The 20218-nt window shown below is 61.0% G+C and carries 19 protein-coding genes and 1 riboswitch; of the genes, 12 read left to right on the forward strand and 7 right to left on the reverse strand.

What is annotated here, in order from left to right:
• Positions 1-81: 81 nt before the first annotated feature.
• The 4 genes from N2A41_RS19160 to queE all read left to right on the forward strand — a co-directional run bounded on the left by N2A41_RS19160 (position 82) and on the right by queE (position 3099).
• Positions 82-1134 (forward strand): LacI family DNA-binding transcriptional regulator, encoded by a 1053-nt coding sequence (locus N2A41_RS19160; RefSeq protein WP_260109483.1) that lies wholly within the window; start codon positions 82-84, stop codon positions 1132-1134.
• 173 nt (positions 1135-1307) lie between these two features.
• Positions 1308-2018 carry a 7-cyano-7-deazaguanine synthase QueC gene (gene queC / locus N2A41_RS19165; RefSeq protein ID WP_260109484.1) on the forward strand — a complete coding sequence of 237 codons (711 nt, stop codon included), beginning with the start codon at positions 1308-1310 and terminating at the stop codon, positions 2016-2018.
• Complete coding sequence (gene queD / locus N2A41_RS19170; protein ID WP_260056795.1) at positions 2018-2374, forward strand: 6-carboxytetrahydropterin synthase QueD; 357 nt, start codon at positions 2018-2020, stop codon at positions 2372-2374. The genes queC and queD overlap by 1 nt, the downstream gene beginning before the upstream one ends.
• Positions 2371-3099: a 7-carboxy-7-deazaguanine synthase QueE gene (gene queE / locus N2A41_RS19175; protein ID WP_260109485.1), complete on the forward strand. Its 729-nt coding sequence runs from the start codon at positions 2371-2373 to the stop codon at positions 3097-3099. Before queD ends, queE begins: the two co-directional genes overlap by 4 nt.
• 17 nt (positions 3100-3116) lie before the next feature.
• Here queE and N2A41_RS19180 read toward each other — a convergent pair whose 3' ends face one another.
• The 6 genes from N2A41_RS19180 to N2A41_RS19205 form a co-directional block, all read right to left on the reverse strand.
• Positions 3117-4346, reverse strand: coding sequence for an adenylate/guanylate cyclase domain-containing protein (locus tag N2A41_RS19180; RefSeq protein ID WP_260109486.1), 1230 nt, complete (start codon positions 4344-4346; stop codon positions 3117-3119).
• Between the two features lie 104 nt (positions 4347-4450).
• Complete coding sequence (gene nrdF, locus N2A41_RS19185) at positions 4451-5425, reverse strand: class 1b ribonucleoside-diphosphate reductase subunit beta (RefSeq protein ID WP_260109487.1); 975 nt, start codon at positions 5423-5425, stop codon at positions 4451-4453.
• A 237-nt stretch (positions 5426-5662) separates the two neighbouring features.
• Positions 5663-7867, reverse strand: a complete 2205-nt coding sequence (gene nrdE / locus N2A41_RS19190) for a class 1b ribonucleoside-diphosphate reductase subunit alpha (RefSeq protein ID WP_260109488.1) — start codon at positions 7865-7867, stop codon at positions 5663-5665.
• Complete coding sequence (gene nrdI, locus N2A41_RS19195; protein WP_260109489.1) at positions 7846-8250, reverse strand: class Ib ribonucleoside-diphosphate reductase assembly flavoprotein NrdI; 405 nt, start codon at positions 8248-8250, stop codon at positions 7846-7848. Before nrdI ends, nrdE begins: the two co-directional genes overlap by 22 nt.
• Positions 8251-8259: 9 nt before the next feature.
• Complete coding sequence (gene nrdH, locus N2A41_RS19200; protein ID WP_018243700.1) at positions 8260-8481, reverse strand: glutaredoxin-like protein NrdH; 222 nt, start codon at positions 8479-8481, stop codon at positions 8260-8262.
• Positions 8482-8758: 277 nt separating this feature from the next.
• Positions 8759-8982: riboswitch (cobalamin riboswitch) on the reverse strand.
• 163 nt (positions 8983-9145) lie between these two features.
• A complete protein-coding gene (locus N2A41_RS19205) occupies positions 9146-11425 on the reverse strand; it encodes a heavy metal translocating P-type ATPase (protein ID WP_260109490.1) in 2280 nt (759 codons plus the stop codon).
• Between the two features lie 71 nt (positions 11426-11496).
• Here N2A41_RS19205 and N2A41_RS19210 point away from each other — a divergent pair, with 71 nt between their 5' ends.
• Both N2A41_RS19210 and N2A41_RS19215 read left to right on the forward strand, forming a co-directional pair.
• The gene (locus tag N2A41_RS19210) at positions 11497-11919 is read left to right on the forward strand and encodes a MerR family transcriptional regulator (RefSeq protein WP_170259916.1); all 423 of its coding nucleotides are present in this window, start codon (positions 11497-11499) and stop codon (positions 11917-11919) included.
• 69 nt (positions 11920-11988) lie between these two features.
• Positions 11989-13203: a TIGR03862 family flavoprotein gene (locus N2A41_RS19215; RefSeq protein ID WP_260109491.1), complete on the forward strand. Its 1215-nt coding sequence runs from the start codon at positions 11989-11991 to the stop codon at positions 13201-13203.
• A gap of 145 nt (positions 13204-13348) precedes the next feature.
• Here the strand turns inward: N2A41_RS19215 and msrB are convergent, their stop codons facing one another.
• The gene (msrB, locus tag N2A41_RS19220; protein ID WP_260109492.1) at positions 13349-13834 is read right to left on the reverse strand and encodes a peptide-methionine (R)-S-oxide reductase MsrB; all 486 of its coding nucleotides are present in this window, start codon (positions 13832-13834) and stop codon (positions 13349-13351) included.
• A gap of 208 nt (positions 13835-14042) precedes the next feature.
• Between msrB and N2A41_RS19225 the strand changes: the two genes are divergently transcribed.
• The 6 genes from N2A41_RS19225 (at position 14043) to N2A41_RS19250 (ending at position 19868) form a co-directional block, all read left to right on the forward strand.
• Positions 14043-15002 carry a helix-turn-helix domain-containing protein gene (locus N2A41_RS19225; protein WP_222310860.1) on the forward strand — a complete coding sequence of 320 codons (960 nt, stop codon included), beginning with the start codon at positions 14043-14045 and terminating at the stop codon, positions 15000-15002.
• A gap of 166 nt (positions 15003-15168) precedes the next feature.
• Positions 15169-16677, forward strand: coding sequence for an aldehyde dehydrogenase (gene adh / locus N2A41_RS19230; protein ID WP_017968031.1), 1509 nt, complete (start codon positions 15169-15171; stop codon positions 16675-16677).
• A gap of 166 nt (positions 16678-16843) precedes the next feature.
• Positions 16844-17236 (forward strand): DUF779 domain-containing protein, encoded by a 393-nt coding sequence (locus N2A41_RS19235; protein WP_260109493.1) that lies wholly within the window; start codon positions 16844-16846, stop codon positions 17234-17236.
• Between the two features lie 105 nt (positions 17237-17341).
• Positions 17342-17938, forward strand: a complete 597-nt coding sequence (locus tag N2A41_RS19240) for a DJ-1/PfpI family protein (protein ID WP_064250232.1) — start codon at positions 17342-17344, stop codon at positions 17936-17938.
• A 25-nt stretch (positions 17939-17963) separates the two neighbouring features.
• Positions 17964-18314 carry a ribbon-helix-helix domain-containing protein gene (locus N2A41_RS19245; RefSeq protein WP_017968034.1) on the forward strand — a complete coding sequence of 117 codons (351 nt, stop codon included), beginning with the start codon at positions 17964-17966 and terminating at the stop codon, positions 18312-18314.
• A 165-nt stretch (positions 18315-18479) separates the two neighbouring features.
• Positions 18480-19868 (forward strand): SDR family NAD(P)-dependent oxidoreductase, encoded by a 1389-nt coding sequence (locus tag N2A41_RS19250; RefSeq protein ID WP_260109494.1) that lies wholly within the window; start codon positions 18480-18482, stop codon positions 19866-19868.
• The last annotated feature ends 350 nt before the right edge of the window (positions 19869-20218 follow it).

Genomic DNA, 20218 nt, shown 5'->3' on the forward strand with positions numbered 1-20218 from the left:
ATTTAAAACGTTTTCATTCGTCGATTGCGTGCTGAAATCGTCGTGTTATTGTGTCGGCAAATCCAGCATGGAAAACCAAGGGTGACCGAACCGTCCCGACCGCAGCGCGGCGAAAATCTCGATATCACGCATAAGCGCGGCAAGCCGACCTTGCGAACGATCGCCACGATCGCCGGCCTTGCGGTGACGACGGTGTCACGGGCGCTTTCCGATGCGCCGCAGATTTCGCTCGAGACCCGTCAACGGGTGCACCGCATCGCCCGCGAGATCGGCTACCTCCCCGACCGCGCCGCGCAGCGTCTGAAGACCGGCCGCACCAACGTCATCGCCATCTTGCTCGATTCGCACGAGGAAGTGGTCGGTTTCAGTACCTCGATCATGTACGGCATCGCCAAGGCGCTGAAGGAAACCTCCTACCATCTTGTCGTCGCCCCGAACTTCCTGTCGACGACCGATATCGAGGCCGCCGAATACATCATCCGCAACCATCTCGCCGACGGGCTGATCTTCACGCGCACCGAACCGCTCGATGCCCGCGTCCGCCTGCTGCTCGAAACCGGCTTTCCCTTTGTCTGCCACGGCCGCACCGAATTTTCGACGCCGCACCCCTATGTCGACTACGACAATTTCACTTTTGCCTATGAGGCGGCGCGCCGGCTGATCGCCAAGGGCCGCAAAAAGGTAATGTTGATCCTGCCGCCAAAACGGCTGACCTTCTGCCAGCATATCCTGCACGGCTTCATGACGGCGGTGCGGGAGGCAGGCATTGCCTATGAAATCCCCGAGGCAGTCGATCTCGATACACCGGCAGACGTGCTGCGCGACTTCATCCGCAGCCGCGCTGATGCCCCGGATGCTCCTGATGGTTTCATCTGTCCCGGCGAAGTTTCGGCGCTCGCCGTCATCAGCGGCGTGAGCGATGCCGGCCGCATACTCGCCGTCGATTACGATATCGTCGCAAAGGAGACGTCCCGCCTTCTCACCCAGCTGCAGCCGAAGGTCGACACTATCCACGAGGACCTGACGGCGGCCGGCGAGGATCTGGGACGCATGCTGCTGCAGCGCATCAGCAATCCGGACGCCGAGGATCTGCAGCTCCTGCTGCCGCCGCAGATCAACTTTCCGATCGGTTAGGCTACTCGGCTATGGGAGGCGCTAGCACCCCGAAGCCACCGCCGTGAAATCAATGTCATCTCATCGTTTAATGACGCTCACGCTTCAAAACTGTTTCCATGACGCGTGATTTGTCCTAGAAGCACCGCTTAATCCGGTCGCAGCCCACCCGGTCAAAACAAGGGATCCAAAATATGAAAACCATCGTCGTCTGCTCCGGCGGACTGGACTCCGTTTCGCTTGCTCATAAGGTAGCGACGGAAAAACAACTTATCGGTCTCGTCTCCTTCGACTACGGCCAACGGCATCGCAAGGAACTCGACTTCGCCGCCAGATGTGCCTTACGCCTCTCCGTTCCCCATCATATCATCGACATCGCCGGCATCGGCGGCCATCTCAGCGGATCGGCCCTGACTGATAATGTCGAGGTTCCGGATGGCCACTACGCCGAGGAAACTATGAAAGCCACCATCGTGCCCAACCGCAACGCCATCATGCTGGCAATCGCGTTCGGTTTGGCTGCTGCGCAAAAAGCAGATGCCGTGGCCGTCGCCGTGCATGGCGGCGACCACTTCATTTATCCGGACTGCCGACCGGGCTTCATCGATGCTTTCCAGCGCATGCAGAACGAAGCGCTGGACGGTTATGCCAGCGTGAAACTGCTTGCCCCATACGTCGATGTTTCCAAAGCGGCGATCGTTGTTGACGGCACAAAACATGGCACGCCGTTCTCGGAGACCTGGTCCTGCTACAAAGGCGGCGAACTTCACTGTGGGCGCTGCGGAACCTGTGTGGAACGCCGTGAAGCTTTCCATCTTGCCGGCGTTCCCGATCCCACGGAGTACGAAGACCCGGACTTTTGGAGAGCGGCCGTGTCGCGATACTCGGCCACGGAGGTGCGTTGATGTACCGCATCACCAAGGAGTTTCATCTCTCCGCCTCCCATCAATTGGATCACCTGCCTGTCGACCATCAATGTGCTCGGCTCCACGGTCACAACTACGTCGTCGTCGTCGAACTGGCTGCGGAAAACCTGAATGATGATGGCTTCGTCCGTGACTATCACGACCTCTCGCCGCTCAAACGCTATATCGACGAAACTTTCGATCATCGTCACCTGAACGATGTCTTCGGCCATTCGAAAGTTACCTCCGAATTTCTGGCAAGGCACTTTTACGACTGGTGCAAACAGCGCTTCCCGGAGACATCGTCCGTTCGCGTCAGCGAGACCCCTAAAACCTGGGCGGAGTACAGGCCGTGAGCGTGGGGAGCATTCGCGTCAGCGAAATCTTTGGCCCGACCATACAGGGTGAAGGTGCTTTGATCGGGCTGCCGACTGTGTTCGTGAGGACAGGCGGCTGTGACTATCGGTGTTCCTGGTGCGACAGTCTTCACGCGGTCGACAGCGCATTCCGGGATCAATGGATTCCCATGTCCACTGAGGCGATCTGGCATAAAGTCACCGAACTCTCCGGGGGAAAGCCACTGACGGTTTCCCTTTCCGGAGGCAATCCGGCGATTCAGCCCTTAAAGCCGCTGATCGAGCTTGGCCATTCGCAAGGATATCGCTTCGCCCTGGAAACACAGGGAAGCGTAGCCCAGGGCTGGTTTCGCGATCTCGACACCCTGGTCATCAGCCCCAAACCGCCATCAAGCGGAATGCTGACGGATTGGAACCAGGTGGATCATTGTCTTCAACTGGCCGCCGGCGGACCGGAGGTCGCATTGAAGATCGTTGTCTTCGATGAAACCGACTACGAATTCGCCCAACAGGCGGGGCAGCGCTATCCCCAAATTCCCTTGTTCCTTCAGCCCGGCAATCATACGCCGCCGCCGCCCGATGACGATGACGCGCGCGTTGATATCGACGGCGTGATGGATCGGATGCACTGGCTTGTCGATAAGGTGACGGCCGACCAATGGTTTTCGGTACGCGTACTGCCCCAATTGCACGTGCTGCTCTGGGGAAACAAGCGAGGCGTATGAGCCTGCCTGCACTGAAACTATGCGGCAACACGCTCCGGAAAGGCAAAAACATCGACGGGCTCTCCAAGCCCGCGCAGCGGGAAAGTGCCGAGGCTATCCATGTCCTTCGCGCAGTCCGCCATTTCGACGAAGGCCCGCGACAAGAGCACTGGACGCTTGACCTCCTTGGTCAAGGTTTCCAGCCGAGAGGCGACATTGACCGCAGGGCCGATGACGGTGAAATCCAGCCGCCGGCGCGAGCCGATATTGCCGTACATAACGTCGCCGACATGCACGCCGACGCCATAGCGCAGCGGTTCGCGTCCGTTGCCCGCATATTGCTGGTTCAATTGCGCCATCAACGCCTGCCCTTCGCGGATCGCCTGCAGCAGATCATGACAGGCCGTGTCCTTGCTCAATGGGAAGATCGCCAGCAATCCGTCGCCCATGAACTTCAGGATCTCTCCGCCATGCCGCTCGATCGGATCCGACATGGCGTCGAAATAATCGTTGAGCAGATGGATGACATCGTCGCGCGGCCAGAGATCGGAGATCGCCGTAAAGTCGCGCAGGTCGCAGATCATGATCGCTGCGCCGACGGTCGCGCCGCTGCCGCGCGTCGTGACGCCCGAGAGGATCTGTTCGCTCGCATGCGGTCCCACATAGGTCTGCAGCAGTGTGCGCGCCATGATGTTCTTCAGCCGGATTTCGCTGACGAGCGTCAAGGCCGGCAGCAGATCGCGCAGGAAATCGACATGCTCGCTGGTAAAACCGCCCGGCCGGCTGGTGGAAAATGTCACGACATGCCGTTTGCCGAAAGTGTGCTCGAGCGGCCAGGCGATATACTCCGTGAGGCCGTCATCGCGCAGTTCCTGGTAGAATGAATCCTCGCCGCCGTCGGCTGCGTCTTCCAGCTGTTTGCGTACCTCCTCCGCACCCTGATGGATCGCATTGACGGGACTCCTGAGGAACTCCGGCGTGTTTTCGACACCATAGGCGAAAGTGTCGATCTTCGCTTCCGCCAGGCCTTCTTTCCAGAGAATGCGGGCACCGACCCATTGCGGATGGTTCGTCCTGAAATGCAATGTCGCCCGCGCCACCGGCACTCCTGCCGCCTGCAGCTTCTCGCACATGTCCACCAGGATATTGTCGATGAATCGCTCGCCGCGCGTCTCGTTCACCAGCCAGTCGAGAATCCGTCTTCTGCGGATCGGCCAGACGCCTTCGCCCGCCTCGAGAGTCCCGACCTTGTTCAAAAAAGACGACATCAAAAACTCCCGCTATGCCGCATCATCGGCGAGGACCGAATTTAGTTTCCGCTGAATGTGGGCGATCAGAGAGCAAATGATAAGAGGCAGACGGCGATCAAGCCTCAGAAATCCCAGTCCTCGTCCTCAGTCGCCACCGCCTTGCCGATGACATAGGAGGAACCAGAGCCGGAGAAGAAGTCGTGGTTCTCGTCGGCATTCGGCGAAAGCGCCGACAGGATCGCCGGATTGACCTTGCAGGCCTCGGCCGGGAACAGCGCCTCATAGCCTAGGTTCATCAGCGCCTTGTTGGCATTGTAATGCAGGAATTTCTTGACGTCCTCGGTCAACCCGACGCCGTCATAGAGCGCCTCGGTATATTTCGCCTCGTTGTCATAGAGCTCGAGCAGCAGCTCGAAGGCGAAATCCTTGGTCTCCTGCTTCCGCTCGTCGCCGAGCCGTTCCAGCCCGCGCTGGAACTTGTAGCCGATATAATAGCCGTGCACCGCTTCGTCGCGGATGATCAGCCGGATCATGTCGGCCGTGTTGGTCAGCTTGGCACGGCTCGACCAGTACATCGGCAGGTAGAAGCCGGAATAGAACAGGAAGCTTTCGAGGAAGGCGCTCGCGACCTTCTTCTTCAGCGGATCGCCGGAGCGATACTGCTCCATGATCAGCGCCGATTTCCGCTGCAGGAATTCGTTCTCCTCCGACCAGCGATAGGCATCATCGACATCAGGCGTCGAGCACAGCGTCGAGAAAATCGAGGAATAGGAGCGCGCATGCACCGCTTCCATGAAGGAGACGTTGGAAAGTACCGCCTCCTCGTGCGGGGTGACCGCATCCTCCATCAGCCGGATGGAGCCGACGCCGTTCTGGATCGTGTCGAGCAGCGTCAACCCGGTGAAGACGCGGATGGTCAGCTGCTGCTCGGCCGGCGTCAGCGTTGCCCAGGAGGGAATGTCGTTGGAAAGCGGCACCTTTTCCGGCAGCCAGAAATTGCCGGTGAGCCGGTTCCAGACTTCGAGATCCTTGTCGTCCTCGATGCGGTTCCAATTGATGGCGCGCACGCGGGAGGCGGGTTTGATTTGCATGTTCATTAGGTCGTCCCTCTTGAGAAATGTGTCCGGATTTGCCCCTCATCCGCCTGCCGGCACCGTTGCCTGGGTCGAGCCACTGGTCTCGACCCGTCCTACGGACCCCCGCCAGCGGGGCGAAGAGGACATGCCGCGCCCTTTTCCGTCTTTATTGCCGGTTCGTGTGGCAAGTCCCCTCTCCCCGTCAGAACGGGGAGAGGATTAGGGTGAGGGGAAAATGCTCCGGCGCGAAATATCAACTTACAGTGTACAAGACACGCAGCCCTGCACCTCGGTGCCGGACAGCGCCATCTGGCGAAGGCGGATGTAGTAGATCGTCTTGATGCCCTTCTTCCAGGCGTGGATCTGCGCCTTGTTGATGTCGCGCGTCGTTGCCGTATCGCGGAAGAACAAGGTCAGCGACAGGCCCTGGTCGACATGCTGGGTCGCCGCCGCATAGGTGTCGATGATCTTCTCCGGCCCGATCTCATAGGCGTCCTGATAATAGTCGAGATTGTCGTTGGTCATGAACGGCGCCGGATAGTAGACGCGGCCGATCTTGCCCTCCTTGCGGATCTCGATCTTCGAGACGATCGGATGGATCGAGGAGGTCGAGTGGTTGATATAGGAGATCGAGCCCGTCGGCGGCACCGCCTGCAGGTTCTGGTTATAGAGGCCGGAGGCCATCACCGCCGTCTTCAATGCCGCCCAATCTTCCTGCGTCGGAATGTGAATGCCCGACGTCTCGAACAGCGTCCTCACCGCCTCCGTCGCCGGGTGCCAGAGCCGGTCTGTATATTTGTCGAAATATTCGCCGGAGGCATATTTCGACTCCTCGAAGCCCTTGAAACTTGTGCCCCGCTCGACCGCCAAAAGGTTCGAGGCGCGGATTGCGTGATAGGTCACCGTATAGAAATAGATATTGGTGAAATCGACGCCTTCCTCGGAGCCGTAGAAGATGCGTTCGCGGGCGAGGTAGCCGTGCAGATTCATCTGGCCGAGGCCGATCGCATGGCTCTCGTCATTGCCCTTCTCGATCGAGGGAACCGAAGAGATGTGGCTCATGTCGGAAACGGCAGTCAGCGCCCGGATCGAGGTCTCGATCGTCTTGCCGAAATCGCCCGAATCCATTGCCGCGGCGATATTCAGCGAGCCGAGATTGCAGGAAATATCCTTGCCGAGATGTTTGTAGGAAAGGTCGTCATGATATTCGCTGGCCTCGCTCACCTGCAGGATCTCCGAGCAGAGATTGCTCATCGAGATGCGCCCGGCGATCGGGTTCGCCCGGTTCACCGTGTCCTCGAACATGATGTAGGGATAGCCGCTCTCGAACTGGATTTCGGCAAGCACCTGGAAGAACTCGCGCGCCTTGATCTTCTTTTTGGAGATGCGGGCGTCGTCCGCCATCTCGCGGTACTTTTCCGTCACCGAAATCTCGGTGAAGGGCACGCCATAGACGCGCTCCACGTCATAGGGCGAGAACAGGTACATGTCCTCGTTGTTCCTCGCGAGTTCGAAGGTGATGTCGGGCACGACGACGCCGAGCGACAGTGTCTTGATGCGGATCTTCTCGTCGGCATTTTCGCGCTTGGTATCGAGGAAGCGCATGATATCGGGGTGGTGGGCATTGAGATAGACGGCCCCCGCGCCCTGGCGCGCGCCGAGCTGGTTGGCATAGGAGAAACTGTCTTCGAGCAGCTTCATCACCGGGATGATGCCTGACGATTGGTTCTCGATATGTTTGATCGGCGCGCCCGCCTCGCGGATGTTCGTCAATGACAGCGCCACGCCGCCACCACGCTTCGACAATTGCAGCGCCGAATTGATCGACCGGCCGATCGATTCCATATTGTCCTCAACGCGCAGCAGGAAGCAGGAAACCAGTTCGCCGCGCTGCTTCTTGCCGGCATTGAGAAAGGTCGGCGTCGCCGGCTGGAAGCGGCCGGAAATGATCTCCTCGACCATGTCGCGGGCAAGCCCCTCGTCGCCGCGCGCGAGCGCCAGCGCCACCATGCAGATGCGGTCCTCATAACGCTCGAGATAGCGCTTTCCGTCGAAGGTCTTCAGCGTATAGCTGGTGTAGTATTTGAAGGCGCCGAGGAAGGTCGGGAAACGGAATTTCTTGGCATAGGCCTGGTCGAACAGGTCGCGCACGAAATTGAAGGAATACTGGTCGAGAACCTCCTGCTCGTAGTAACCCTCGGTGACGAGGTAATCGAGCTTTTCCCGGAGGTTGTGAAAGAACACCGTGTTCTGGTTCACATGCTGCAGGAAATACTGCTTGGCAGCCAAACGATCCTTGTCGAGCTGGATCCTGCCCTCATCGTCATAGAGGTTCAGCATCGCATTCAGCGCGTGATAGTCGAGCGTTTCCGCCGCTTTCAAAGGGCGTTCGCCGGCGGGATGAGCAAAAGTGTTATGCGGTTTTGCGCCCGCATCCCGCGTCAGAGTTGTTCCCGTGTCCAAAACCGTTCCATTCCGTGTTTGACGTTGGCGACATCCGCTTCCGTGCCCAGCAGCTCGAACCGGTAGAGGTAAGGCACCTGGCATTTCTTCGAGATGACGTCGCCGGCGAGCCCGTATGTCTCGCCGAAATTGCTGTTGCCCGCGGCAATCACGCCGCGGATGTGTCCTCGGTTTTCCGCATCGTTGAGGAAACGGATCACCTGCTTGGGAACGGCACCCTTGCCGCCGTCGCCGCTATAGGTCGGCACAACAAGCACGAAGGGTTCGCGGATATGGAACGCGTCAGCGCCACTTGGCGGAATGCGCGTTGCGCGCAGTCCGAGCTTGGCGACGAACCGATGGGTGTTCTCGGATCGGCTGGAATAATAGACGATCAGAGCCATCGCCTTTCCTCAGGAAAGTGCGCTGATCATGTCGGGGCGGAAGCCCGCCCAATGCTGCTCGCCGGCGATGACGACAGGCGCCTGCATGTAGCCGAGGCTGCGGACGCGATCGAGCGCTTCGGCATCCTGCGAGATATCGACGATGTCATAATCGACACCCAACCGGTCGAGGGCACGGTAGGTGGCGGTGCACTGGACGCAGGCAGGCTTGCTGTAGACGGTAATGGTCATGATATTCCTCGTGACGCGATTGGGACGCAGGAGATCGATCGGAAATCTGCCGATATCCGTCGAAAAATCTCTGGTGATTTGAGCTATGCGGCTGTTCAGCCGCTGGGCGTACTCCGCCCTCTACCTCCAGCGGGTGGCGGCCTGAACTGAGATACTGACATGACTTCACCCCGAAGTGGCACAATACGAAGGTTTCGGGGGCGGAGGCTCGGGCCTGCGAAACGCGATGCGGACATTCCCCGCAGCCATGCAACGCGACCTTCCGGACACCCCGCCCGTGGACGTTTCGTTCGAGGCAGGTCTCCTGGCTCACGGGTCAACGCTCCTGCCCAGCCTTCCCGGAGCATCATGCTCCAGTGACCAGAAATCGGACAGTTGCTCGCCGCTTACAGTTGCGGGGGCAGCTCCGGCATTGCTTCGCCATGATGGCGAGGCGCACCGTATTCCCGTCTTAGCCGCCGATCCTCACGAATCGACGGAACCTCGAACACTAGATATGGTACTCGAATCGCTGATGACGTCAACAAGTAGTTGTGGCGCTGCAGCAATGGCGGCAACGAATCGCCGCGCCCGTGTATGATGTGGATAATGAAGCGTTAACGAAAAGGCGCTGTGGAGAACCGGTCAGAAAGAGCCGACAGAAGCCGGCTCCCCGAAACGATATTCATATTTTTATTCGAAGCAGCCGCAGCGCGTTGATCGTGACCAGCACGGTAGCGCCGGTATCAGCGAGGATCGCCGGCCAGAGCCCGGTAATGCCGGCGATCGTCGTCACTAGGAACACCGCCTTCAGCCCGAGTGCGATGGTGATGTTCTGCAGGATGTTGCGCATCGTGCGTTTGGAAAGTTCGATCATCCGCGCCACGTCGCCGACGCGTCCGTGCAGCACGGCGGCATCCGCCGTCTCGAGCGCCACATCGGTGCCGCCGCCCATAGCAATGCCGATATCGGCAGCAGCCAGCGCCGGAGCATCATTGATGCCGTCGCCGACCTTGGCGACGATGAAGCCCTGGTGCTTCAATTCGCCGACGACCCGCTGCTTGTCCTCAGGCATCATCTCGCCGCGCCAGTCGATGCCGAGCATGCCGGCAACGGCTGCCGCCGTCCGTTTGTTGTCGCCCGTCAGCATCATCGCCTTGACGCCTGCTGATTTGAGGGCAGCGAGCCCGGCCTCGGCATCCTCGCGCGGCTCGTCGCGCATGGCGATCAAACCCGCCGCAACACCGTTGACGAGCAGCACCGACAGGCTCTTGCCCTCGTCGTTCAGCGCCGCGATGCGTGCATCCTGTTCAGCACTGAGCGCCCCGCGCTCACGGGCGGCGGGCGGCGACAGCAGGTCCAGCGTCTCGCCGCCGACTTTGCCGCTGACGCCCCTGCCCGCCAGCGCTTCCAGCTCGAAGGCCGGCGGCACGGGAACGCCGTCTGACTTGGCGCGGTTGAGGATCGCCAACGCCAGCGGATGGCTGGAACCCTGCTCCAGCACCGCCGCGCGCGACAGCACCTGCGCCTCGCTCAATCCGAAGGAGATGATATCGGTGACCTGAGGCCTGCCTTCCGTCAGCGTGCCTGTCTTGTCGAAGGCGACCATCGTCACCTTGCCGAGCGTTTCCAGCACCGCGCCGCCCTTCATCAGCAGCCCGCGCCGCGCACCTGTCGAAAGCGAGGCGGCAATTGCCGCCGGCGTCGAAATGACGAGCGCGCAGGGGCAGCCGATCAAAAGGATGGCAAGACCCTTATAGACCCATTCGCCCCACGGGCCGGCAAACAGCAGCGGCGGAACGACCGCGACCAGCGCTGCAACCACGACCACGCCGGGCGTGTAATAGCGCGAAAACCGATCGATGAAGCGTTCGGTCGGCGCCTTCGATTCCTGCGCTTCCTCCACCAGCTTGACGACACGGGCGATGGTGTTGTCGGCGGCCGCCGCCGTGACGCGAACCCTGAGCACCGCATCGCCATTGACCGTGCCGGCAAAAACGACGGCATCGACGCCCTTGCGAACCGGCGTGCTTTCGCCCGTCACCGGCGCCTCGTCGATTGCGCTCTCGCCTGAGATGATGATGCCGTCCGCAGAGATACGGTCGCCAGGGCGAACCATGATAGTCGCGCCAACGGCAAGGCTTTCTGCCGGCACTTCCCGCGTCTGCCCATTGTCTTCGAGCAGCGCATTCTTCGGCACCAGACCCGCCAACGACTGGATGCTTTCGCGCGCCTTGCCGGCCGCCACCCCTTCCAGCATCTCGCCGACGAGGAACAGGAATACGACGGTTGCCGCCTCTTCGCCGGCATTGATGATGACGGCGCCGACGGCGGCAATCGTCATCAGCATCTCGATCGAGAACGGTGTACCTGATAGGGCGGCAATGATAGCGCGCCGCGCGATCGGCACCAGCCCGATCAGCATGGCGACGATGAAGGCATAGGACGCAATCGCCGGCACGAGATGGCCGACGGCGTAGGCAACAACGAGCGCCACGCCCGCAAGAATGGTCAGACGGCCTTTCTTGCTCTGCCACCATGGACCGGCCATCGGCGCATGGTCGTGCCCATGCAGGCCTTCGATTTCCTTTTCGCCGTCATGGTCATGGCTCGCATGATCGTGAGGGTGGTCGTGATCATGACCTGCGTGATCGTGGCCTTCGTAGCCGTGATCATGGCCGGCATGATCGCCGTGATCGTGGTCGTGACGATGCTGCGAGCCCTGGGTATGCGCAGGCGCAGCGCTTCCAGCAAGCGGCGCGACGGAATAGCCGAGCCCTGTCACCTTCCTCTCGATCACCTTGAGATCGCTGCTGCCATCGTGGCGGACGGTCATCGTGCCCGCCATCACCGAGACGGAAACATCGGCGACACCCGCCACGCGTCTGACCGCCGTATCGATCTTGGTTGCGCAGCCGGCGCAATCCATGCCGCCAACCCGGTATCGTGTCTCGCTCTCAGCCATGATCCGCTTCCTTGTCAAACAGAAGCATCCCTCCTACATCCTCTAGCGACTAGAGGTGCAAGAGGAAAATCATGAAAAAGATCACCATTGGTGAAGCTGCTCGCCAAAGCGGCGTCAAGGTGCCGACGGTCCGTTATTATGAGAGCATCGGCCTGCTCGCGGCGCCGAGCCGCAGCGAGGGCAACCAGCGCTCCTTCGAGCCCGCCGATATCAGCCGCCTCGCCTTCATCCGCCACGCCCGCGAACTCGGCTTCGAGATCGAGGCGATCCGCACGCTGCTCACCCTGCAGGATGATCCGTACCAGTCTTGCGCCTCGGCCGACGCCATCGCCAAGGCGCGTCTCATCGAAGTCGAGCAGCGCATCCGCAGCTTGACGGCGCTGAAGGCCGAGCTGGAAACCATGGTGGAAGGCTGCGGCCACGGCCGCGTCGACCAATGCCGAGTCATCGAGGTGCTCGCCGACCACGGCCAGTGCACACATCCGCACCACTGACCGCTGCCCTTGCAGGCGGTCCGCGCCCGCGCCAAAACTGAATGCAGACAGAATCGGGCGAAGACATCCATGAACCAGAAACGGATTGCGATCATCGGCGGCGGCCCGGCGGGTCTCGCGGCTGCCGAACTGCTGTCCCGTTCCGGTCATGCGGTGACGGTCTACGACGCCATGCCGACCTTCGCCCGCAAATTCCTGCTGGCCGGCAAATCGGGTCTCAACATCACCCATTCCGAGGATTATGCCCGTTTCATCATACGCTTCGGCGCGGCCTCCGCCCGTCTGCGCCCCGCTCTTGATGCCTTTACCCCTGATGATATCAGGGATTGGGCAGCAGGGCTCGGGACCGAGACCTTCGTCGGCTCGTCCGGCCGGGTGTTCCCGAAGGTGATGAAGGCCTCGCCTTTGCTGCGCGCCTGGCTCAGGCGACTGGAGGCGCAGGGCGCCACGTTGCGCACCCGCCACCGCTGGAGCGGGTTTGCCGAAGATGGTTATGCTTTCGAAACGCCCGAAGGGCGCAGCATCGTCCATTGCGACGCAGCCCTGCTGGCGCTCGGCGGCGCAAGCTGGCCGCGCCTCGGCTCCGATGCAAGCTGGCTGGCTCGGCTATCGGAGAGAGGCGTCGAGATCGAATCCTTCAAGCCCGCCAATTGCGGCTTCGCCGTCGGCTGGAGCGGAAGCTTCAGCGAACGTTTCGCCGGCGAGCCGGTAAAGTCGGTCACCGCAACATCCGAGGCCGGCACGTTTCCCGGCGAATTCGTCATCACCGGGAGCGGCATCGAGGGCAGCCTGATCTATGCCCACACCGCTAGCCTCCGCGACCGGCTGCTGAACCACGGCAGCGCTGCCCTGACGCTCGACCTCGCACCCGGCCGCACCATCGAGAGACTGACCCGCGACCTTGCCCGGCAGGACGCCAAATCGAGCTTTTCAAACCGCCTGCGCAAGGGCGCTGGCCTCGACGGCGTCAAGGCGGCGCTGCTGCGCGAACTTACTCCCGAGCGCGACCGGACCGGTCCCGAGCGTCTCGCCGGCATGATCAAGGCCCTGCCGGTGCCGGTGATCGAAACCCGCCCGATCGCTGAAGCGATCTCCTCGGCCGGCGGCATCCGCTGGAGCGGCATCGACGACAGCTACATGTTGAAGGCGCTGCCGGGCACCTTCGTCGCCGGTGAGATGCTCGACTGGGAAGCGCCGACCGGCGGCTATCTCCTCACCGCCTGCCTGGCGACCGGCCGGGCGGCCGCCCGCGGCATCGAAGCCTGGCTGCAGCGCAGAGCATGATGCCGAAAAGTGTGATCGGTCTTCGGACGACATCATGCTCCAACTCTTAATTTAGAACAGGATTCAGATTTTAGGCCGACCCGGCCTAAAATCATCCTGTTCTAGGCGCAGGCAGTCGTCAGCACCGGACAAGGCCATCTCTCGGTCAGGCCGAGGCGGGACGGAATGTCATGGCGAGCCCATTCATGCAGTAGCGAAGCCCGGTTGGCTTCGGGCCGTCATCGAAGACATGGCCGAGATGCCCACCGCAGCGGCTGCAGTGCACGGCGTTGCGCACCATGCCGAAAGTCGTGTCGCTCGTGGTGCCGACGGCTTTCTCGAGCGGCGCCCAGAAGCTCGGCCAGCCGGTGCCGCTGTCGAATTTGGTGGTCGAGGAAAAGAGGTCCTGGTCGCAGCCGGCGCAGGCGAAATTGCCCTTTCGCTCCTCATGCAGCAAGGCACTGGTGAAGGGCTGCTCCGTCCCCGCCCGGCGCAGGATGACATATTGATCCGGCGTCAGCAGCTTGCGCCATTCCTCGTCGGTGTGCGTCACCGCAAACGTCTCGGCGGCGATCGCCTTGCCGGCCGGGCCCAGGCGAACCGCAAACGCCCCAAAAGCGGCGCCCATCAGCAACAATCGTCTATTCAGCATGGTCGGATCTCCTCATCTCGCAAACCTTCTACCGTACAGAACTACGAGAGAGAGGCGTCATTTGTTACGCCATGGCCGCCCAAACACCGAAATGTGATCTCCGCCACTTTCGTCAGGAAGAGCCGCATGCTGACGACCGCCAGTACCGGCCGATTGCAAACCAGCCGCTTTTCCATCAGAATGTGCTGAACTTCGGTGGGAGGAGCCGATGCACGAACACTCTGCGCACGCCGAGCACGTCTACACGTCTGCCCAGCGCGATTCTGCGGCAGCCAGTTCTCCTGTAGTCGCCTCATGGCGGCGGTGCATGACCATGCACCAGCTCGCCCCCGAGGACCAGCGGGCTCCACTGCGCCTCACCGACCAGGAATTCCGCCGTGCGCGCGAGCAGTCCGAACAGCTGATCGCCAGCGCGACGGAAGAGCTCGATCGTCTCTTTACCACCGTTGGCAGGGCGGGCTGCTGCCTGCTTCTGACCGACAAGAACGGCATCGCGCTGGAGCGCCGGGGGGCTGCCGGCGACGACAAGGAATTCCGTGAACTCGGCCTGTGGACCGGCTCGGTCTGGACCGAGGCCAGCATCGGCACCAACGGCATCGGCACTGCACTTGCCGACGAGCGTGCCGTCGCCATCTTCCGCGATCAGCATTTTTTCTGCTCGAATACCAGCCTCAGCTGCACGACGGCACCAATCCGCGATCATCGTGGCCGAGTGGCAGCAGCCCTCGACATCTCCACATGCCGCGACGACGTCAACGAGATGACGCTGGCAATCCTGACGCAGACCGTGCGCGATGCGGCGATGCGCATCGAGCTCAACCTTTTCCGCTCGGCCTTTGCCGGCGCGCGTTTCCTGATGGTCCCGGCAGGCGCCAATTCCGCCGCCGCTCTGCTTGCCGTCGACAGGCATGATCTGGTGCTCGGCGCAACGCGCGCTGCCCGCATCGCACTGCAGTTGGACGACAAGCGCATCGCCGCCGGCATTCCTGCCGCCGATGCCCTGCACGAGGCTGGCGTCTCCCAGCAGGACGAGATCGTCGAGGCGGAAAAGGCGGCACTGCTACGGGCACTGTCGCGCGCCGGCGGCAATGTCTCGCAGGCGGCGATCGCGCTTGGCATCAGCCGCGCCACGCTGCACAGGAAGATGAAGAAGCTCGATCTCCACTGATCAGGGTAAAGGTTCCGCTCCTGAAGCAATCTTGACGCGATGCTGTCGCAGGTCTGCGACACTGTGCAGTGCGGTATGGAAGACCCGCCCTATTCCCTCCGCCAAAATATGCACATTTTCCTCCCACTGGTTCGCTTGGGAACCTGGATCATCAAGGGAGGATGACATGCTTCATCAGAAAATCGTCGAGTCGCCGTTCAAACTGAAATACGGCAACTATATCGGCGGCGAATGGCGCGAGCCGGTCGAGGGGAAATACTTCGAAAACCTGACGCCCGTTACCGGCGGCAAGCTCTGCGACATTCCCCGCTCCAATGAAAAGGACATTAATCTCGCGCTCGACGCCGCCCATGCGGCTAAGGAAAAATGGGGCCGCACCTCCGCTGCCGAGCGCTCCAATATCCTCATGAAGATCGCCCAGCGCATGGAAGACAAGCTGGAATTGCTCGCCCAGGCCGAGACCTGGGACAACGGCAAACCGATCCGCGAAACCATGGCGGCCGACATTCCGCTGGCGATCGACCACTTCCGCTACTTCGCCTCCTGCATTCGCGCCCAGGAAGGCTCGATCGGCGAGATCGACCACGATACCGTGGCCTATCACTTCCATGAGCCGCTCGGCGTCGTCGGCCAGATCATTCCGTGGAACTTCCCGATCCTGATGGCCACCTGGAAGCTGGCACCTGCGCTTGCCGCCGGCAACTGCGTCGTGCTGAAGCCCGCCGAACAGACACCAGCCTCGATCCTGCTCTGGGCCGAACTCGTCGGCGATCTCCTGCCGCCCGGCGTGCTCAACATCGTCAACGGTTTCGGCCTCGAAGCCGGCAAGCCGCTGGCGACCAGCCAGCGCGTCGCCAAGATCGCCTTCACCGGCGAGACGACGACAGGCCGGTTGATCATGCAATATGCCAGCCAGAACCTCATTCCGGTGACGCTGGAACTCGGCGGCAAATCGCCGAACATCTTCTTCGCCGATGTGATGGCCGAAGACGACGACTTCCTCGACAAGGCGCTCGAAGGCTTTGCGATGTTTGCCCTCAACCAGGGCGAAGTCTGCACCTGCCCGAGCCGCGCCCTCGTCCAGGAATCGATCTACGACCGCTTCATGGAAAAGGCCGTCAAACGCGTCGAGGCGATCAAGCAGGGCAACCCGCTCGACACCGCAACAATGATCGGCGCCCAGGCCTCGACGGAGCAGCTGGAAAAGATCCTCGCCTATCTCGATATCGGCAAGCAGGAAGGCGCGGAAGTGCTGACCGGCGGCTCGCGCAACGATCTCGGCGGCGAGTTGGCGAATGGCTATTACGTCAAGCCGACGATCTTCAAGGGTCACAACAAGATGCGTGTGTTCCAGGAAGAAATCTTCGGACCGGTTGTTTCGGTCACGACCTTCAAGAACGAGAAGGAAGCGCTCGAAATCGCCAACGACACGCTCTACGGTCTCGGCGCCGGTGTCTGGAGCCGCGATGCCAATCGCTGCTACCGCTTCGGCCGGGAGATTCAGGCCGGCCGGGTCTGGACCAACTGCTATCACGCCTACCCAGCCCATGCCGCCTTCGGCGGCTACAAGCAGTCGGGCATCGGCCGTGAAACCCACAAGATGATGCTCGACCACTACCAGCAGACCAAGAACATGCTGGTGAGCTACAGCCCGAAGGCACTCGGCTTCTTCTGAGGGCAGCCAATGGTGTTATGATGAAAAGCCTTCTCCCCGACACGGGGGAGAAGGCCTTGTCTTTAGAGCGCCACGCATCCCTCATGACGCTCTAACGCTTTGAATTTGCGTATGATCCTTCCGAAAATCGATCCGATTTTCGGGGTTATGCGCTGAAGGAGCAGCCATGGAACCCACCGTCAACGGCGAACCCCGTGTTCTCGCAACCGACGCCGCCCTCGATTTGATCTTGGAAATCAAGCGGGATCATCCCGATATTCTCTTCCACCAGTCCGGCGGCTGCTGCGACGGCTCCTCGCCGATGTGTTATCCGGCTAACGAATTCATGATCGGCGACGGCGACGTCAAGCTCGGCGAGATCGGCGGCGTGCCGGTCTATATCGGCGCTGGCCAGTTCGAGGCGTGGAAACATACGCAGCTGATCATCGACGTCGTGCCGGGACGCGGCGGCATGTTCTCGCTCGACAATGGCCGCGAGAAACGCTTCCTCACTCGTTCCCGTCTCTTCGGCGGCGGCGAGGCTTGCGCAGTGCCTGATGTGAAGGTCAGGGCGGTCTGATGCCGTCGCCCGTCGGGTGGGAATTTCGCCTGTAGTATTCCTATAGTACCTGCTCGCAGAAGCTCTTTGCTAATCTCCGCCAGTTGGTTTCAAAGGGAGGAAACGATGCCAGCCTCAAAGATCCTGATGATCACGGGTGACTTCACCGAAGATTACGAAACGATGGTGCCGTTCCAGACGCTGCTCGCCTGCGGCTATACCGTCGATGCCGTCTGCCCCGGCAAGAAGGCCGGCGACACCGTCGCGACCGCCATTCATGATTTCGAAGGCGACCAGACTTATTCCGAAAAACGCGGCCATAATTTCGCGCTGAATGCCACCTTCGATAGCGTGCGCGCCGAAGATTACGATGCCCTCGTCATTCCCGGCGGCCGTGCGCCCGAATATCTACGCCTCAACGCCGACGTCATCAAATCTGTCCGGCACTTCTTCGATGCCGGAAAACCGGTTGCCGCCATCTGCCACGGCGCACAGCTGCTTGCCGCTGCCGGTGTGCTGAAGGGCCGAACCTGCTCGGCCTATCCCGCCTGCCGGCCGGAAGTCGAACTTGCCGGCGGCATCTATGCCGACATCGCAATCACCGATGCAGTCTCGGACGGCAATCTGGTCACGGCGCCGGCCTGGCCGGCGCATCCGTCGTGGCTGCGCCAGTTCATGGCCGTGCTCGATGCCGCAGCACTGCTCGAAACCAACGCCGCCTGAGGAGGGCTGCACTGGGGAGGATGATATGTGTGAACTGTTCATCAAGGCGGATGCTCGGCTCTGGGAAAGCACCACCCGGTCGCTGCGCATCGACGGCATGGTCACCAGCGTCAGGCTGGAGAACTTCTTCTGGGCGAAGCTGGAGGAAATCGCGCGGCGCGACGGCATGAATGTCGTCCAGCTGATCACCCGGCTGCATCATGAATCGATCGATGCCGGCCACGATCTCGGCAACTTCACGTCCTTCCTGCGGGTCTGCTGCGCTCGCTATCTCGACCTGCAGCTCACCGGCGACATTCCGGCCGATGTCACCCGTCCGATCGCCGGCCTCGACGCGCCTGTCATCCTCGGCCGAGAACGGGCGAAATATCACTGAAATCAGGTCCGACAGACGATCAAAGACGAACGGCCCGCGGATAGCTCCGCGGGCCGTTCCGCAAACATCTGACCTTGTCTTGGGCGGCGGGCTTGCGCTGCCGCGCAGCCTGGATCAACAATGTGCGGCAGCGTCCAGCGCGGGCACGTCAGGAGATCGATTGCCATGAACGAACAGAAAGCCGTGATCGTGACGGGAGCCGGCGGCAACCTCGGCAGCGCCGTTGTCCGCGAGCTTGCCAGCGCCGGCGCAAAACTCGTCTGCATGAACCGTTCGAGCCACGAGTTGGAAGCCTTGGCCGGCGATCTTCCAGCTTCCACCGATTTTCTGTCGATCGCGGGAACAGATCTCACCGATTATGCTTCCTGCGCCGCCGCTGTCGCCCGGGCCGTCAAGCGCTTCGGCGGCGTCAGTGCATTGGTCAACACCGTCGGCGGTTTCCAGATGGGACCGATCGGGCCGGAGGCCCGCGAGGAATGGTTCCTGGGTGTCAGCGTCGCGACGAGCTTGGCGTTTCTTGTTTTCCAGGAGCAACTCTTCGGGCAGCTTTCCGATCCGCTTTGGTTCACTGTCGTTTTCGCGTGGCTGTTCGCTGCCGTCCTTGGCTCCGCTCTGTCGGTTGTCCGGCACGCGGATCATTTGGCAGAGCGGCTGAAGGAGCCTTACGGCACGCTCATTCTGACGCTTGCCATCACCTCAATCGAGGTGATGGCAATATCAGCCGTCATGCTTCACGGCGAGAACAATCCCACACTTGCGCGCGACACCCTTTTCGCAGTCGTCATGATCATCCTGAACGGCATGGTTGGCCTGTCCTTGCTGCTGGGCGCATGGCGGCGACCGGAACAGCAGCATAACCTGCAGGGCGCCAACGCCTATCTCGGGGTCATCGTACCGCTGGCGACCCTGAGCCTGGTGATGCCGACATTTCTTGCGGGGCCGGAGGGTCAGCATCCATCTGCACCGAGACAACTGATACTGGGTATAATATCGGTCGGCCTTTACGCTACGTTTCTGTTCCTTCAGGCCGGCCGCCATCGCGACTATTTCACCGACGACAGCAACCGTCACGAGCGCATCAGCGAACGTGTCCCTCGTCATGGACGGGTCTGGCTTCATGCCATTCTGCTTTTCGCCCATATGGGTCCTGTCGTCTTTCTCGTCGAACAGCTTGCCCGGCCGATCGATTACATTATCGAAACCCTGCATGCTCCAACCGCATTTGGCGGTGTTGTCATGGCCATCCTCGTCGCGACGCCTGAAGCAGTCAGCGCCGTGCGTGCATCCATCGCCAATAATCTCCAGCGCTCCGTCAACATCTTCCTTGGTTCGGTGCTGTCGACGATCGGGCTGACGGTGCCGGCGATGCTCGTTGTCAGTCAGCTCTACGGACACCCCGTGACACTCGGCCTGGAGCATGGAGATCTGGTGATGCTCCTGCTTACTCTTGCTGTCAGCATCATCACCTTTGCCAGCGGCCGCACGCATCTCATGCAAGGCGCTGTCCATCTGGTGCTTTTCCTGGCTTACGTGCTGCTGATTTTCCAGCAATGAAACCCGCCCGATTGCCGCCGCACAAGATCCGGAAAGTAAAGAGTTCCGCGCTCGGTCAGTCTTCCGCTATGATGACGGGATCTACTGCACAGCTTGCACGCAATCGCGGTGGCTGCAGGACCTACGTGGCCCTCGGGAAACCGTAGCCGCAGCACGGCGTCCGTCGAGGACAAGCTCACAGTTTAATTGTGCACCAGCAGCTATTGCAATTTTTAGCAATGCCGCGACATAATATCGCATGCCCGGAACTTTCGGAGAAGGGTGGTCTCCGCCGAAGCACGCATGGAGACTACAGCGTCGCGCGTCTTTTTCAGACGCGCAAAAGGACGCTGTGGATCTTTGAAATTACT

It is taken from the genome of Rhizobium sp. SRDI969 (assembly GCF_025152725.1).
GTDB classification, from domain to species: Bacteria; Pseudomonadota; Alphaproteobacteria; order Rhizobiales; family Rhizobiaceae; genus Rhizobium; species Rhizobium leguminosarum_I.